This window comes from Arthrobacter sp. Edens01 (assembly GCF_001307035.1).
GTDB lineage: Bacteria > Actinomycetota > Actinomycetes > Actinomycetales > Micrococcaceae > Arthrobacter_B.
In genome coordinates this window covers 85,828-100,660 of sequence record NZ_LKIU01000002.1, presented here as the reverse complement: position 1 = coordinate 100,660, position 14,833 = coordinate 85,828, and the positions used below count along the sequence as shown (strand labels likewise).

The 14,833-nt window shown below is 65.2% G+C and carries 16 protein-coding genes; 11 read left to right on the top strand and 5 right to left on the bottom strand.

Going from position 1 to position 14,833, the window contains the following annotated elements; translation table 11 throughout:
• Positions 1-3: 3 nt before the first annotated feature.
• A complete protein-coding gene (locus AO716_RS00895; protein ID WP_055239082.1) occupies positions 4-1,782 on the top strand; it encodes a hypothetical protein in 1,779 nt (592 codons plus the stop codon).
• On the opposite strand, the gene AO716_RS00890 is transcribed toward AO716_RS00895, so the two are convergent.
• A complete protein-coding gene (locus AO716_RS00890; RefSeq protein WP_082413302.1) occupies positions 1,779-2,231 on the bottom strand; it encodes a YccF domain-containing protein in 453 nt (150 codons plus the stop codon). The two genes, AO716_RS00895 and AO716_RS00890, sit on opposite strands and share 4 nt — an antisense overlap.
• Positions 2,232-2,313: 82 nt before the next feature.
• Here AO716_RS00890 and AO716_RS00885 point away from each other — a divergent pair, with 82 nt between their 5' ends.
• Genes AO716_RS00885 through AO716_RS00875 form a run of 3 tightly spaced genes read left to right on the top strand, consistent with a single transcriptional unit; the run spans position 2,314 to position 3,598 of the window.
• Positions 2,314-2,784 carry a pyridoxamine 5'-phosphate oxidase family protein gene (locus AO716_RS00885; protein ID WP_055239081.1) on the top strand — a complete coding sequence of 157 codons (471 nt, stop codon included), beginning with the start codon at positions 2,314-2,316 and terminating at the stop codon, positions 2,782-2,784.
• Between the two features lies 1 nt (position 2,785).
• On the top strand, positions 2,786-3,352 hold the full coding sequence (locus tag AO716_RS00880) for a HutD family protein (protein ID WP_055239080.1): 567 nt from the start codon (positions 2,786-2,788) through the stop codon (positions 3,350-3,352).
• A 48-nt stretch (positions 3,353-3,400) separates the two neighbouring features.
• A complete protein-coding gene (locus tag AO716_RS00875; RefSeq protein WP_055239079.1) occupies positions 3,401-3,598 on the top strand; it encodes a DNA-binding protein in 198 nt (65 codons plus the stop codon).
• Between the two features lie 49 nt (positions 3,599-3,647).
• Here the strand turns inward: AO716_RS00875 and AO716_RS00870 are convergent, their stop codons facing one another.
• The gene (locus AO716_RS00870) at positions 3,648-5,243 is read right to left on the bottom strand and encodes a DEAD/DEAH box helicase (protein WP_055239078.1); all 1,596 of its coding nucleotides are present in this window, start codon (positions 5,241-5,243) and stop codon (positions 3,648-3,650) included.
• A gap of 275 nt (positions 5,244-5,518) precedes the next feature.
• On the opposite strand from AO716_RS00870, the gene trmB reads away from it, so the two are divergent.
• The 7 genes from trmB (at position 5,519) to AO716_RS00835 (ending at position 12,514) form a co-directional block, all read left to right on the top strand.
• Positions 5,519-6,373: a tRNA (guanosine(46)-N7)-methyltransferase TrmB gene (gene trmB / locus AO716_RS00865; protein WP_055239077.1), complete on the top strand. Its 855-nt coding sequence runs from the start codon at positions 5,519-5,521 to the stop codon at positions 6,371-6,373.
• A 136-nt stretch (positions 6,374-6,509) separates the two neighbouring features.
• Positions 6,510-8,135, top strand: coding sequence for an amidohydrolase (locus AO716_RS00860; RefSeq protein WP_055239076.1), 1,626 nt, complete (start codon positions 6,510-6,512; stop codon positions 8,133-8,135).
• 66 nt (positions 8,136-8,201) lie between these two features.
• On the top strand, positions 8,202-9,587 hold the full coding sequence (locus AO716_RS00855; protein ID WP_055239075.1) for an APC family permease: 1,386 nt from the start codon (positions 8,202-8,204) through the stop codon (positions 9,585-9,587).
• Positions 9,588-9,684: 97 nt separating this feature from the next.
• A complete protein-coding gene (locus tag AO716_RS00850) occupies positions 9,685-10,419 on the top strand; it encodes a hypothetical protein (protein WP_235471971.1) in 735 nt (244 codons plus the stop codon).
• Positions 10,412-10,708 (top strand): transcriptional regulator, encoded by a 297-nt coding sequence (locus tag AO716_RS00845; RefSeq protein WP_055239074.1) that lies wholly within the window; start codon positions 10,412-10,414, stop codon positions 10,706-10,708. The genes AO716_RS00850 and AO716_RS00845 overlap by 8 nt, the downstream gene beginning before the upstream one ends.
• A gap of 40 nt (positions 10,709-10,748) precedes the next feature.
• Complete coding sequence (locus tag AO716_RS00840) at positions 10,749-11,696, top strand: ABC transporter ATP-binding protein (RefSeq protein WP_055239073.1); 948 nt, start codon at positions 10,749-10,751, stop codon at positions 11,694-11,696.
• Entirely contained in the window at positions 11,693-12,514 is an 822-nt protein-coding gene (locus AO716_RS00835) for a hypothetical protein (RefSeq protein WP_055239072.1), read from the top strand. The genes AO716_RS00840 and AO716_RS00835 overlap by 4 nt, the downstream gene beginning before the upstream one ends.
• Here AO716_RS00835 and AO716_RS00830 read toward each other — a convergent pair.
• The 3 genes from AO716_RS00830 to AO716_RS00820 form a co-directional block, all read right to left on the bottom strand.
• On the bottom strand, positions 12,511-13,041 hold the full coding sequence (locus AO716_RS00830; RefSeq protein WP_082413301.1) for a heat shock protein transcriptional repressor HspR: 531 nt from the start codon (positions 13,039-13,041) through the stop codon (positions 12,511-12,513). The genes AO716_RS00835 and AO716_RS00830 overlap by 4 nt on opposite strands.
• 74 nt (positions 13,042-13,115) lie before the next feature.
• Complete coding sequence (locus AO716_RS00825) at positions 13,116-14,111, bottom strand: DnaJ C-terminal domain-containing protein (protein ID WP_195840663.1); 996 nt, start codon at positions 14,109-14,111, stop codon at positions 13,116-13,118.
• Positions 14,112-14,210: 99 nt separating this feature from the next.
• On the bottom strand, positions 14,211-14,831 hold the full coding sequence (locus AO716_RS00820; protein WP_055239070.1) for a nucleotide exchange factor GrpE: 621 nt from the start codon (positions 14,829-14,831) through the stop codon (positions 14,211-14,213).
• Positions 14,832-14,833: the final 2 nt, after the last annotated feature.

Below are 14,833 nucleotides of genomic sequence, written 5' to 3'. Positions count from 1 at the left end.
AGGATGGGGAAGAACCGCCTGATCACCATTGTCCTCGCCGTTTCGCTGGTGGGCCTGCCGCTGAGTGCATGTTCCGCTGAAGAGCGCCCGGGACCGGAAGAAGCCGTCGAGTCGCTGGCTGACGGTTTGTCCCGGCTGGACGTGACAGGGAACGAATTCGCCGGCTCCACGGTGGAGGCGGTAAACGGAATGCTCCTGCATCTGGTGTCGGGAATGGACATAGAACCTTCGGTGACCGTCGAGGGGATCGAGGAGGTCTCTGGAAATGAGGCCAGGGCTACCCTTCACTACGTGTGGGACGTCAACGCCTCCCCGGAGGACTACACCTATAACACCACCGTCACCCTGGAACGCGGTCCTGATTCAGGCTGGGAAACCCGCTTTCGGTCCACCACCGTGCACCCCGATCTTCAGCCCGGTCAGCGGCTGATCCGCGAATCTTCATCCCTGCCCCGCGCCGATATCCTCGGCGCCGGCGGCGACGTGCTGGTGCGGCACTGGCCGGTGTGGCGGGTTGGGCTGGATAAGTCCGTGCTGGGTGAACACGAGTACGCTTCCGCTGCCGGATATCTGGCTGTGTACCTGGGTCTGGACCCGGCAGCCTACACGGCCGAGGTCCTTGGTGCCGGCCCGAAGGCCTTCATCGAAGCCGTGACGGTGCGCCAGGACAAAGTCATTCCGGCCTTCGAGAAGGACATCGCCACCGTCCCGGGCGCTGCTGCCCTTTCGGAGCGGCGGGTCCTGGCACCCAGCCCAACCTTCGCGGCAGCCCTGCTGGGGGCTGTTGGGGAAGCGACTCCGGAAATGGCAGCGGACGCAGGAATTCCGCTGGCCGCCGGGGACCTGATCGGGGTCTCCGGCCTGCAGCTTGAGTACGATTCAATGCTCCGCGGAGCCGATGCTGTGGCCGTGCGCATCACCGATGCCGACAAGAACCGGTCCAAGCCGCTGTTTGAAGCTGCGGCAGTACCGGGTGTTCCGCTGAAAACGACTCTTGATGCGGGCGTCCAGGCCCTTGCCGAAGCGGCCCTGTCAGACCAGTCCGCCGGCTCGGCGCTTGTGGCCGTCCAGCCTTCCACCGGGAACGTCCTGGCAGTGGCGAATGGACCCCGCAGCAAGGGTGCCCAGACTGCCCTGCTGGGAGAGTTCTCCCTCGGCTCAGCGTTCACCCCGGCTGCCAGCCTGGCTGCCCTGCGTTCCGGCAACGCTCCGGGAGGCACCGGCTCCGCGACCGCCGGCAGCGAGCAGGAGCTCGACGCCGCCGCCCGCAGCCTCGGGCTGGGCGTTGAACCGAATCTCGGCACACCGGCATTTTCAGGTACGGCTGCCGGGGAACCGGAATCAACCGGGGAGGCCCGGCAGGCCGCCGCTAACGAGGGGAACACTGTGGTTTCCCCCTTCACCCTGGCCGTGGCCGCCGCCTCGATTGCCCGGGGCGAACGGGTAGAACCCGCCTTGGTCCTCAACGCGGCCGATGCTCCGGCAGGCAGCGGAACCACGGCAGGCGAAGAGCCGTTGCCCGACGCTTCCGGCGCCCCTGAACCCTTGACGGCCGCCGAGTCCAAGGCGCTTCAGAGCATGATGCGCGGAGTTGCCGAAGAAGTCCTGCCGGACACTGACGTGCTGGCGCTCGCGGGCACGGCGGTGTCCGGCGGAGGCACCCCGCGCCCTCACGCCTGGATCACGGCAGCGCGCGGAGACATCGCCGTCGCGCTTTTAGTCGAAGGAAGCGACCCGGAGCAGGCCGCTCCCGCGCTGCAGGCTTTTCTCGACGGGCTTTAGGCCTGGCGCCCGTAGGGCGCGTACGGGTAGGTCCCGGGCGGAGGACCGGCGTTGTACGGAACCAGTCCGGGGCCGGACGTCGGTACGATCCGCTTGCCCAGCGGTGCCAGGGAAATTGGGATCATCTTCAGGTTCGCGATGCCCAGCGGAATGCCGATGATGCTGACGAACATCGGGATGGCCGTCAGCACGTGGCCGATGGCAATCCAGATACCGGCAAAGATGATCCAGATGACGTTCCCCAGGGTGGCGAACAAACCGGTGCCCCGTCCGCTGTCTACGACAGTCCGCCCAAAAGGCCACAGTGCGTACGATGCGATCCGGAAAGATGCGATGCCGAACGGGATGGTGACGATCAGGATGCAGCAGACGATGCCGGCTGCGACGTATCCGAGGGCCAGCCAGATGCCGCCGAACAGGAGCCAGATGACGTTCAGGATTGCCTTCATGAGCTCATTGTTCTCTATTTGGCCTGCGGAGTCACGGAGTGCTGCGTACCGGCGCCGCACAGGTTATGCCTAGACTGGGTGCATGCCGCCAACCAAAGATGCAGGGGTACCAGTCGAACTCGGATCCAGCGATTGCTGGGACTACATCCGTCAGGCGTCCGTGGGGCGGCTGGCCGTGGTGGTTGATGGACGCCCGGAGATTTTTCCCATCAACTTCGCCGTGGATCACGGAACAATCATTTTCCGCACCGCGAAGGGCACCAAGCTGTCTGCGGCGCTGGACGATTCACCAGTTGCATTTGAGGTGGACGGCTACGACGACCGGCTGGGCTACGCCTGGAGCGTGGTACTGAAGGGCGACGCAGCTCAGCTTGAGTCCATCGAAGACGTCCTGGACTCCCAAGACCTTGAACTTTTCCCGTGGCAGTCCGGGGAGAAGAACCACTTCATCCGGATTGTGCCCGCCGAGACCACCGGCCGCCGCTTCCTGATCACCAACGAAGCACGGCGCCATGTACTCGCTGCCCGCCGCCGCCAGCTGCTCACCGAGTAGCATGAGCGCTGATCTGATCCGTTTCACCGCCGTCCCTTCCCGTTCCTGGGGGTCAGGTTCAGGGCGTTCCAAGGACCTCGCGTCCGGCCCTGCATGGGATTCCGGAACGCCTGGTTGGCGGCTGTCCGCCGCGACAATCGAGAAGTCCGGTCCCTTCACCCGGTTCGAGAACACCGACCGGATCACCGTACCGGTGGAGGGTGAACTGCTCCTCCTGAACGTGGACGGCACCGAGCATGCGATGGAGCGGCTCCGCCCGCTGCGGTATCCGGGCGACGTCCCGGTGCAGGCATCGCTGCCCACCGGGGAAGTCACCGTACTGAACACATTCGCAGAACGGGACCGGTTCGGTGCCGCTGTGATGGTGGTGGAACTGTCGAAGAAGAACTCCCCGGCACTGGGCCCGGACCAGTTCCTGGTGCTGCTCCAGGGCTCCGCGAAGGCATCGTTCGACGGCGGTGCCCCGGAAGATCTGGACCTGCTGGACACCGTCGCCGGCAGCGAAGAGAGTCCCGCGGTACTCGGCCGCGGCTTTGCCGCCGTCGTCAGCTTTTATCCCCTGGACTAGGCCGGGATGGGGCTGTGCCGCCGGTCCGCCGGTCCCTAACATCGGAACATGAGCACTTCACTGAATGAGCTGCCGAGAATTGGGGCGCCCGCTTCCCGGGGCCTCGGAGCCGCGGGCTTCACCACGCTCCGCCAGCTGGCCGGCATTCCGCGTGAGGACCTGGCCAAACTGCACGGTGTTGGGCCAAAGGCACTGAACATCATCGAGGCAGCCCTGAATGAGTACGGCCTTGGCCTCAAGGAATGACAAAGGCCCCGCATCCGGACTGGATGCGGGGCCTTTGCCGTAGCGTCAGTTAGCGGCCGCGGCGTTCGTTCGACGCGGGTGCCGTTGCGCGGCGGGGGCCGGCGGAGCGTGCCGGGCGGCCGCTGCCTGCCGGAGCAGCCGAACGGGTACCGCCGGAGCGGTGTGTGCCCGCAGCTGCGACGTCACCGGCGCGCTGGCCGGTGGCGGGGCGGCGGTTGCGTCCCTGCGAGGTGGCTGCCGCAGCTGAACCGCGGCGTCCTTCAGGGCTGCGCTGGGCGCGGGGAGCATCGGCTGAGGCAGTGCGTTCTGCGGAGACGCGTCCGCGGCCGCCTGCACCGCCGCGTCCACCGGCACGCGTGCCGGCACCGGAACGGGCAGCGCGCTTGCGCTGGGCGTTGGCTCCAGTGGAGCGGCCTGCACCCTGCTGGGGGGACTTTGCTGCCAGCTGGGCTGCACGGACATGAGGCTCAACGACTGCCGCACGCTCACCAATAAGCTTGGCGATCGACGGGGAGTTGTGGGAAACCTTCTCGATCGAGACGTCGACGCCCGCAGCCTTCATCAGCTTGGACACCTCGCCCTTCTGCTCGGGCAGGGTCACCGTGACAACGGTGCCGTCGGAGCCGGCACGTGCCGTACGTCCGGAGCGGTGCAGGTATGCCTTGTGCTCCGTAGGCGGATCGATGTGGACAACCAGCTCGACGTCGTTCACGTGGACGCCGCGGGCGGCGACGTCGGTGGCCACCAGGACGCGGACGTCGCCGGAGGCGAACTCCGCCAGGTTCCGGTCACGGGCGTTCTGGGAAAGGTTGCCGTGCAGGTCGACGGTGGGGATTCCGCTGTCCGTCAGGTACTTGGCCATCTTGCGGGCGTGGTGCTTGGTGCGCATGAACATAATGCGGCGGCCCTGGCCTGAAGCCAGTTCCTTCACCAGCAGCTTCTTGGCGGTCTGGTCCTGGACCAGCAGCACATGGTGCTCCATGGTGGTGACCGCTGCCTGCGGGTCATCCACGGAGTGGGTCAGCGGGTTGGAGAGGTAGCGTCGGACCAGCTTGTCCACACCGTTGTCCAGGGTGGCAGAGAAGAGCATACGCTGGCCCTTTTCCGGGGTGCGGTCCAGCAGGCGCTGAACAACCGGAAGGAATCCGAGGTCGGCCATGTGGTCGGCTTCGTCCAGCACGGTGATCTCGACGGACTCCAGGCTGATGACCTTCTGCTTCATCAGGTCCTCGAGACGGCCGGGGCAGGCGATGACAATGTCTACGCCGGCGCCGAGTGCCTTTTCCTGCCGCTGCTGGGAAACGCCGCCGTAGATCACGGTGGTGTTCAGGCCCAGCTCGGCGGCCAGCGGCTCGATGACGTTGTTGATCTGGGTGGCCAGTTCACGGGTCGGCGCGAGCACCAGGCCCAGCGGGCGGTTCGGCCGGCGGCGGTAAGCGGCCTCGGCTTCAGCCAGGCGGGTGACCAGCGGCAGGGAGAAGGCGAGGGTCTTGCCGGAGCCGGTGCGCCCGCGGCCAAGGACATCCCGGCCCTTGAGGGTGTCGGGAAGGGTTTCCACCTGGATGGGGAACGGTTCTGCGATTCCCTGGGCGGAGAGGTTTGAAACAAGTGCCTTGGGTACGCCAAGGGCAGCAAAAGTGGTCATGAAAAGACAGGCAACTTTCGGTAAGTGGCCCCCTATGCCGTGTGGCGCAGAGGGTTCGCCGAAGAAAAGTCAGACAGTGTCCACCGCCCCGTGAGATAACGGGCGGGACAAAAGAAAGCGTTCATCGACGCAGGTTGCGCTGCTTACACACGCGGCTTTTAGGCGCGGCAGTCGCAACAACTTCCCCCAGTTTACCGGATCGGTCCCAGTTACCTAATTAGGGGTGCTTACGACGGACACAGTCCGGTGCCGGCACACGGTTAGCATTAACAGTAATGACTACTGACCCAGCCCTGCCCGTTTCCGATGCTGCCGACGGGTCCGAGAGCCCTGATTCCGTGCATTTCCGGGCCCCGGTGTCCTTTGTCCGCAGGGGATCGCGCCTGCAGGGACGGCGCCAGCAGGCCTGGGACGAGCTCTCCGATGTTTTCGTCATCGACGTCCCGCGTGTTCATTCGGACACATCTGTGGATCCGGACTACGTGTTCGACGCCGAAGCCGCCTTTGGCCGCAAAGCTCCCCTCGTCGTCGAGATCGGTTCCGGCCTCGGCGAAGCCATCACCCACGCGGCGGAGCAGAACCCGGAGAAGAACTTCCTGGCCGTGGAGGTCTACCTTCCCGGGCTGGCCCAGACCCTGCAGCGCATTGGCCAGAAGAACCTGACCAATGTGCGGGTGGTCCAGGCGAACGCTCCCGAGGTCCTCACCACCATGCTTCCCGCGGGTTCGGTGGATGAGCTCTGGGTCTTTTTCCCGGATCCGTGGCACAAGACCCGCCACCACAAGCGCCGTATGGTCAAGGACTCCTTCGCCGAACTTGCTGCCCGGGCCCTGGTGCCGGGCGGGCTCTGGCGGCTTGCCACTGACTGGTCCGACTACGCCGTCCAGATGCGCGAAGTGCTGGATGCATCCCCGCAGTTCGAAAGCCTGCACCCGGGCGAGCGCGCGGGCACCGAAAGCCCGCTGACCCAGGTCCGCGCCCAGGGACTGGAAGGCAAGGAAGCCTCCGACGACGTCGACACCCGCGGCGGCTGGGCTCCGCGCTTCGACGGTCGTATCCTCACCAGCTTTGAGAACAAGGCGCACCAGGCCGGACGGCTCATCTTTGACCTGACGTACCGGCGACTCTGACCGTCTCCCGAATCCGAACCCCGCACTGCCAGCTGGTGCGGGGTTTCGTCGTTTACAGCGCGCCAAACGACGGAAACCTGACGAAATAGTTTGAAAAAAACACCTAAACGAAACATGGGCGGACTAGGTTTCTGCCATGACGGCAGATCTCATTATCCACAACGCCCTGGTCCGGACCATGGAGTCGGCTGCGCCCGAAGCGCCCGGGTTCGGCCCCGCTTCCACAGCAGTGGCGGTCACCGGCGGGCAGATCACAGCGGTCGCCGGCGACGCCGATGTGCTTGCCCTCGCCGGCCCCGATACCCGGGTCATCGACGCGGGCGGCGCAGCCCTGGTGCCGGGCCTGATCGACTCGCACATGCATCCGATCTGGGGCATCGAGCTGACGCGCGGGATAGACCTGTACGGCCTGGACCTTGAGGGCATCCGGGACGCTCTGGCCAAGGAAGCTGCCCGGCTTCCGGAGGATGCCTGGGTGTGCGGATGGAACCTTGACCACAATGCCTTCGACGGGCCGCTTCGAGGCGACCTCTTCGATGATGTGCTCGGCGGCCGGCCGCTGGCTGTGGTCCTCTATGACCTCCACACCGGCCTGGGCAACCCCGCGGCGCTGGCTGCTGCCGGCATTACCGGCCGGGAGACCTTCGACGACGCCAGCCTGGTGGTCGTGGACGAGCAGGGAGTGCCCACCGGCGAACTCCGGGAAATCCCTGCCTATCTGCTGCTCCTGGACGCCGTTCCTCCGATCCCGCAGGACGAGTACATCCAGCGGCTCCAGTCGCTTTTCTCGACACTGAATGGTGTGGGCATTACCTCCGCAGTCGTCATGGACGGCCGGGACAAACACCTCGATCTGCTTGCCGACATGGAAAAAGCGGGGAACCTGACGGTTCAGCTGCACATCGCCATGTGGCATCAGCCGGGCGACGGCGATGAGCGGGTTGCGCAGATCATCTCCCAGCTCGGACGCAGCGGCCGGGGCTGGCGGGTGCAGCTCATCAAGATGTTCCTGGACGGCGTCATTGAGTCCGGGACAGCCTGGCTGAACGAACCGGACACCTGCGGCACCGGCACCCATTCGTTCTGGAAGGACCTGGACCGGTACGAGGAAGTCACCCGCCGGTATGTCGAGGCCGGTTACCAGATCGCCACGCACTCGGTGGGCGACGCCGGTGTGGGCCAGATCCTTGAGGCCTACAAGCGTGTGGGCACGGCATCGGCTGCCGGTGCACCGAACCGCATTGAACATCTGGAAGTCCTGACCGACCCGGACATCTCAAACCTGGCAGAAACCGGCGTCGTAGCGTCCATGCAGCCCCTGCACATGCAGTGGCGTGCGGGAGACGGCACCGATGCCTGGGCGTCCAGGCTGGGCCCGCACCGCTCCCACGGCGGTTTCCGGGTCAGGGATGTGCTGGAAGCCGGCGGCCGCGTTGCCCTCGGTTCAGACTGGCCTGTGGCGCAGTACGACCCGCGCCTCGGCATGGCCTGGGCGCGGCTGCGGCGTACCCCCGGAAACGTTCAGGCCCCTGTTTTCGAACCGGAACAGAGGCTGAGCGGCTACGAAGCGCTGCTTGGTTACACCCGCTGGGCAGCCGAGGCACTGGGCCGCGGTGACCTCGGCGTGATCAAACCCGGTGCAACCGCAAACCTGGTGCTCTTCGCCGAAGATCCGGCAGAGACCGACGGCGATGCGCTCACCGACCTGCCCGTGCTGCTGACCGTAGTTGGCGGAGAACCCGTCCATTCCGCGCTGGCGTAGTTCCGCCTGCCTTACTGCTTTCTTCCTCCCCTGCCAGTTCCTGGCCCCCACAGAAACGGAAATCGGATGGCAATTCCCCAACCTGCCCCTGCGGCAGTCCGTAAACCCCAGCTGAAGCGCACCCTTGGGCTTCCCTCGGTTGTGTTCTTCGGACTCGCGTACATGGTGCCGCTTACCGTCTTCACCACCTACGGCATCGTCACGGAGCTGACCAGCGGGCATCTTCCCGCTGCCTACGCAGTGACCATGGTCGCCATGATCTTCACTGCCGTTGCCTACGCAAACATGGTTCGTGCCTATCCGGTGGCCGGAAGCGCCTACACCTACGTACAGCAGTCCTTCGGTGCCTCCACGGGTTTCCTCGCCGGCTGGGCGCTGCTCCTGGACTACCTGTTCCTGCCGATGCTCAACTACATGGTCATCGGGATCTACATGGGTGTGGCCTTCCCTGCGATCCCCGCGTGGATCTGGGTGGTTGCGGCCATCGCCATCGTCACCACCTTCAATGTGATCGGCATCCGCCTGGTCGCCAGCGCCAACATGATCCTGATCGCCGCCCAGGCGGTATTCATCCTCGTGTTTGTGGTGATGTCCCTTGGCACCTACGCAGGCTATGCCGAGCCGATTAGTCCGCTGGCACCCTTCTACAGCGAAGGATTCGATGCCGGCACCATATTCGCCGGCGCCGCAATCCTCTGTCTGTCCTTCCTGGGCTTCGACGCCGTCTCCACCCTGGCGGAAGAAACCCGGGACCCACGGCGGATCATTCCGCGGGCCATCCTGCTGTGTACCGTCCTTTCCGGCTCGATCTACCTGGGCCTGTCCTGGCTTGGCCACGTTGCCTTCCCGGACTGGATGTCCTTTACGGATCCCGACTCCGCTGCCGTTGACGTCATGGTCCACGTGGGCGGCACCTTCCTCAGCACGTTTTTCACGGCAGCGTATGTAGCCGGCTGCATCGCCTCCGCCATGGCATCCCAGGTATCCGTTTCCCGGATCCTGCTGTCCATGGGCCGCGACGGGACACTCCCCCGCGGCGTGTTTGGCAGGATCCACCCCCGGTTCAAGACGCCGTACTCCGCCTCGCTGATCGTGGGAGCGGTCTCCCTGGTGGCTCTTGTGCTCAGTCTCGAACTGGCTTCTTCGATGATCAGCTTTGGGGCGCTCATCGCTTTCACCTTCGTGAACCTCAGCGTGATCAAGCACTACGCCATCGACAACGGGCGGCGCACCGGCCTGGACGCGCTGAAATACGTTGCCGTGCCCGCCGTCGGCGTTGCCCTGTGCCTGTGGCTCTGGACTTCGCTCTCCGCCACCACCTTTGTTGTGGGGCTGATTTGGGTTGGGGTGGGCGTTCTCCACCTCCTGTACCTCACCAGGTTCTTCCGGCGCCCGACGCCGACCCTGGACTTCAGCGAGACACCTGCCATCCCGGAAGACAGCCGGAGTTAGCAAAGCTCCAACAGGGGAGATGACGCCGAAGCGTCGTCTCCCCTGTTTTTGTTGATACCTCTTGCCGGAAGCAGGTTTGTACTGCAAACTACTTTGCATGAGCGAAAAAGCCTTCCGTAACGGCCAGCTTGAAGCAGGCAAACCGGATCCTGCCGGGGCCGCCGCAACGTCCGGAAAAGAAACGGACGGGCATTCAGCCCCTGAAGAGACCATGGACCTGCATTCCGCCCTCCGCGTGGTCCAGGATGCAGAGCGTTCCGCCCGCCGAACCCTCAGCGGAAACACATCCCTGGTGTACCTGCTCTGGGGTGTCACCTGGATTATTGGCTACGGCTCTTTGTGGGGAACACAGCAGGGGTGGCTTCCGATGGAACCTTCGGCAGCACTGGCGATCCTCGGAATAGCCCTCGCAGCAGCCACCGGCTCGACTATTGCGATCTTCTTCCGCAGCAGCCGGGGACTGCGCGGACAGTCCGCGTTCCAGGGCGGAATGTACGGCGCCGCCTGGGCACTCGGGTTTACCGTCATGGGAGCGCTGAGTGCTGTGATCGGACGGGCGGTCGACGATTTCTGGCTGCGGGGCCTGCTCATCAACTCCGTCGCGATCCTCATCGTCGGGTTGCTGTACATCACCGGCGGAACCACCTTCAACGACCGCGCCCAGTCCTTCCTTGGAATCTGGCTGCTGGTCGTCACGGTGGCAGCCCTCGTCTCCGGACCGGATTTCTTCCTGGCCGTTTTCCTCTTCCTAGGGGCCACCGGCATGCTGGCCGGAGCCGTGGTTGAACACCTGCGTACCCGCAGGCTCCGGAACGGGCGGGCCCATGCCTGAACTCGACCCGGTCATCCACGCCGAATCCCGGCTGCGTGCCCTCACTACGCTCAACGAAGTCGGTGAGAACAACCAGATTGCCTTTACCAAACTCCAGAAAATGCTGGAAATGACAGCCGGCAACCTCTCCACCCACCTGCGAAAGCTTGAAACCGCGGGCTACGTGGAAGTCACCAAGACGATAGAGGGCCGCACCCCCGCTACCTACGTGGGCATTACCCCCGAGGGCAGAGCCGCCTATGCCCGCTACCGCAAGAACCTTTCCGACCTGCTCTCCGGCCTGGCATAACGAATATTCCGGCCGGCCCTGCCACCAGGAGATAAGCAAAATGACCGCTCCTTCCCGAAGCTTCCAGGAAGTCCTGGCGGCAGCTCACGGAGTCAGCAAGGCCTACGGTGCCACCACTGCGCTGGACGGCGTGGACTTCACTGTCACTGCCGGCGAGACCGTCGGTTTGCTGGGACCCAACGGCGCCGGCAAGTCCACACTCCTGAACCTGCTCAGCGGTCTCCGGCAGCCCGATTCCGGCCGCGTCGAGCTTTTTGGACAGGATCCCAGGAACCCGTTGGCCCGCCAGGCATTAGGCACCACACCGCAGGCGACCTCAGTGCCGGCAACGCTGCGCGTGCGTGAAACGGTGGACTTCGTCGGATCGCACTACGCCAGTCCGGTGCCAACAGCAGAGCTGCTGGACGGGTTCGGACTGGGGGCTGCGTCCAATAAACAGTGCGGGGGGCTTTCCGGCGGCCAGCAGCGCCGCCTCCTCGTGGCCCTGGCCCTGGTGGGCCGTCCCCGCCTGGTGATCCTGGACGAGCCGACCACCGGCCTGGATGTCGAGGCCCGCGAGAACCTGTGGGAACGGCTGGCAGACTACCGTGCCGGCGGCGGCACGCTGCTGATTACCAGCCATTACCTCGACGAGATCCAGACCCTGGCCAGCCGGGTAGTAGTGATCAACGGCGGCTCCGTGGTGGCTGACGGCAACGTGGATGCGATCCGCAGCCGGGTGAGCATTAGCCGGGTTTCATTCCACACTTCCCTGCCGCCGTCGTACTTTGAATCCCAGCCGGGCACCGTGTCGGCGAGCCTGTCAGCGTCCGGCGCAACAACAGTACTAACGCACGACGCCGATGACACGGTTCGCCGGCTCGTTCGGGAGCAGGTGGAATTCCGCGGACTGGAGGTCCATGCCGCGAGCCTGGAGGAAGCCTTCATCTCGCTCACGCAACGGGCCGGCGGCCCGGAACACAACACGGAAAGGAAGGCAGCCCGATGACCGGTACTGCCGCGGCCCGTCCGCCTGCAACCCAACCGGCTAACAAGCCGCTGTTCGAGCTGATCCGCATCCACACCCGCGCGCAGGTCCTGGAACAGCTGCGCATTCCGGTGGCCGTTCTGTCCTCAACGGTCTTCCCGACCCTGGCGCTGGTGTTCTTCGTGCTGCCCCAGACGGCGGTTACGTCCGACCCCCAGGCCTCGCTGATGTCGATCGCGCAGCTGGCAGTCTTCGGCGTGATGAGCGCGTTCCTCTTCAACTACGGTATTGGCGTGGCTGAGGAACGGGCCAATCCGTGGAGCAGCTACGTCCGGACCCTGCCGGTCGGGGCCTTCCCGGCAACCGTGGCGCGGGCAATAACGGCCATGATGTTTGCGTTCTTCGCACTGGTCCCCGTGCTGGTAGTGGGAGCCACCACTACGGCTGGACTGCAGCTCTACACTGACGGAACGCTCTCCTGGTGGCGCATTCCGGTCTCAGTGGTGGTCTGGCTTCTTTGCGGGCTCCCGTTCCTTTTCCTGGGACTGCTGATCGGCTACCTCTGTACGTCCAAGGTCGCGATCGCAGTGACACAGGTGGTCTTTTTCCCGCTCGCCTTCGCAGGCGGCATGATGCTTCCGCCGGTCATCTTTTCTCCGGGGCTGAACACCTTCTCGCAGTTCCTGCCCTCCCGGGCCGCGCGGGACATCTCGGTCTCAGCGCTCTCCGGCGAGGATCTGCCGGCCACATCCGTACTCTGCTTCCTGGTCTGGACTGTGCTGCTCTGCGCGGGCGCTGTGTGGGCCAACCGCAGGGATCAGGGCCGGAGGTTCCGCTAGGACTGGCCGGAGCGGAAGAACTCGCCGCGGTCGGCGGTGTAGCCGAGCTCCGTTTCCACCGCCGCGCCCTTGCCGGCCGGCAACGCCATGACCCGGCGGCTCCGGGCCACCAGGGCAGCCAGGCCGCTGGTGCGTGCCTGCGCTTTGGATGCAGGCGGCCGCTGGCCGCGGGAAAGTGTGACGACGTCACCGGCAAGTCCGGCAGCGAAGACCCGGCCCATGTCGGCACTGCGCTGCTGGACCTGGTCCAGCTCCGCGGAAAGCTGGTCCACCCGCTCGCGCAGCCCGCTGACCTGCTGCTGCAGCTGCATGATCCGTTTGATGCCTTCCAGGGAGACACCTTCCTGGGATAGGCGCTGAACCTCCCGCAGCATCTCGATATCCCGCTGGGAATAGCGCCGGGAACGGCCCGGAGCCCGGCTGGGGCTCACGATCCCCAGCCGGTCGTACTGCCGGAGGGTTTGCGGATGCATGTCGGCGAGTTCCGCGGCAACCGAGATCACGAAGATCGGCGCGTTGACGTCAATGCCCACTGCCTTCTCCTTCGCTTCCGTGTGTTGTCGTTATCTTAGCCGGGCACCGGCCAAGGACCGCCGAGGTCCTAGAGACGCGCCTTGGCGGCCAGTCCAGCGCGGGGGTCCTCGCCCCTGGTGGCTTCGGCGAAGGCTTCGACCGCTGCCTTGGCATCCTTGTTCAGGTGGGAGGGAACCGCCACGTCAACAGTCACCAGGAGGTCGCCGTTGCCTTTGGAGGTGTGTACGCCGCGGCCCTTGACCCGCAGCGTGCGCCCGGACGGTGTTCCCGCCGGTACCTTGAGCTTCACCTTGTCCGAGGTCAGTGTAGGAACCTCGATCGTGGCACCCAGTGCCGCCTCCGGGAACGTCACTGGAACGTGGATGCGGATATTGTTCCCGTCCCGGACAAAGAAGTCGTGCGGGGTGACGTGCACCGTGACCATAAGGTCCCCGTTGCCGGCAGCGCCGGGCATCCCCTTGCCGCGGACCCGGATCCGCTGGCCGTCCTTGACCCCGGCCGGGACACGGACTTCCACTACTTCGCCGCTCGGCTCGCGCAGCCCGATTACCGTGCCGTTGATGGAGCCGGCAAAGGAAATCGTAGTGCTGGCTGTACGGTCGGCACCCTTCTGCGGCGGTGCTGAACCGAAGCCTCCTCCCCCGCCAAAGCCGCCGCCGCCAAAGAGGTCGGCGAACTCCGGCGGAATATTGCCGCCGCCGGTGCTGTAGGTAGTGCGGCGGGACCGGCCGGACGGCTGGCCGAAGAGGCCGCCGAAGATGTCCTCGAAGCCCGCACCTGCACCTCCTGCCGGGCCGCCTCCGCCGCCCGCCGAGAACCGGGCACCGCTGCCCATGGCGCGGATGGCGTCATACTGCTGGCGCTCCTCGGCATCGGAGAGCACCGAGTATGCCTCGGAGACGTCCTTGAACATCTTCTCCGCGGCAGGGTCATTCTGGTTCTGGTCCGGGTGGTACTTGCGGGCGAGCTTCCGGTACGACTTCTTGATGTCGGCGTCGGAAGCGTCCTTGGGAACACCCAGAATCTTGTAGAAATCCTTGTCGACCCAATCCTGGCTAGCCAATTGGTGTCCCCTTCCTCTGTCTTGCATAAACAACGCTTGGGCCTGCTCCGATGCGGAGCCGCCGGGGACCGCCGAAGCGGCGGTCCCCGGCGTGAAGTGCTACTGCTCCGGAACGGAGACGATCACCTGTGCCGCACGCAGCACCCTGTCGTTGGACTTATAGCCCGTGCGCAGGATCTGCGTAACGGTGTCCGAGGTGACGTCGGGGCTCTGCTGCTGGATAAGCGCTTCGTGGACGTTCGGATCGAACTCCACCCCGGTCTCATCGATCCGGGTCAGGCCGTAGCCCTTGAGCGTATTTTCCAGCTTTACCGAGATGGATGCGAAAGGGCCCTCAGCAAGGTCCCCGTGCTTGCGGGCCGCCTCGATGTCATCCAGGACAGGCAGGAGGGAATTGAGCATTCCGATCACTGCCATTTCCCGGGCGACGTCGCGGTCCCGCTCCACGCGGCGGCGGTAGTTGACGTACTCCGCCTGCAGGCGAAGCAGGTCATTGCGCAGCTCTGCGGCTTCAGGGGATCCGGCAGCCGCCGGGGCCTCGGCCCCGGCGCTGTTCAGGATCTCTTCGGCCTGGGAGAGCGCATCGCCTTCGGCGCTGCCTCCCTCCGGGGCGGGCTGGCTGCCCGCCTCGGAGGATCCTGCCTGCTGCGACTGCGGTTCCTGGTTTTCCTCCGGCTCGTTGCCGGGGGTCTGGTTTCCGTTGCCGTTCTCAGCAGCCATGG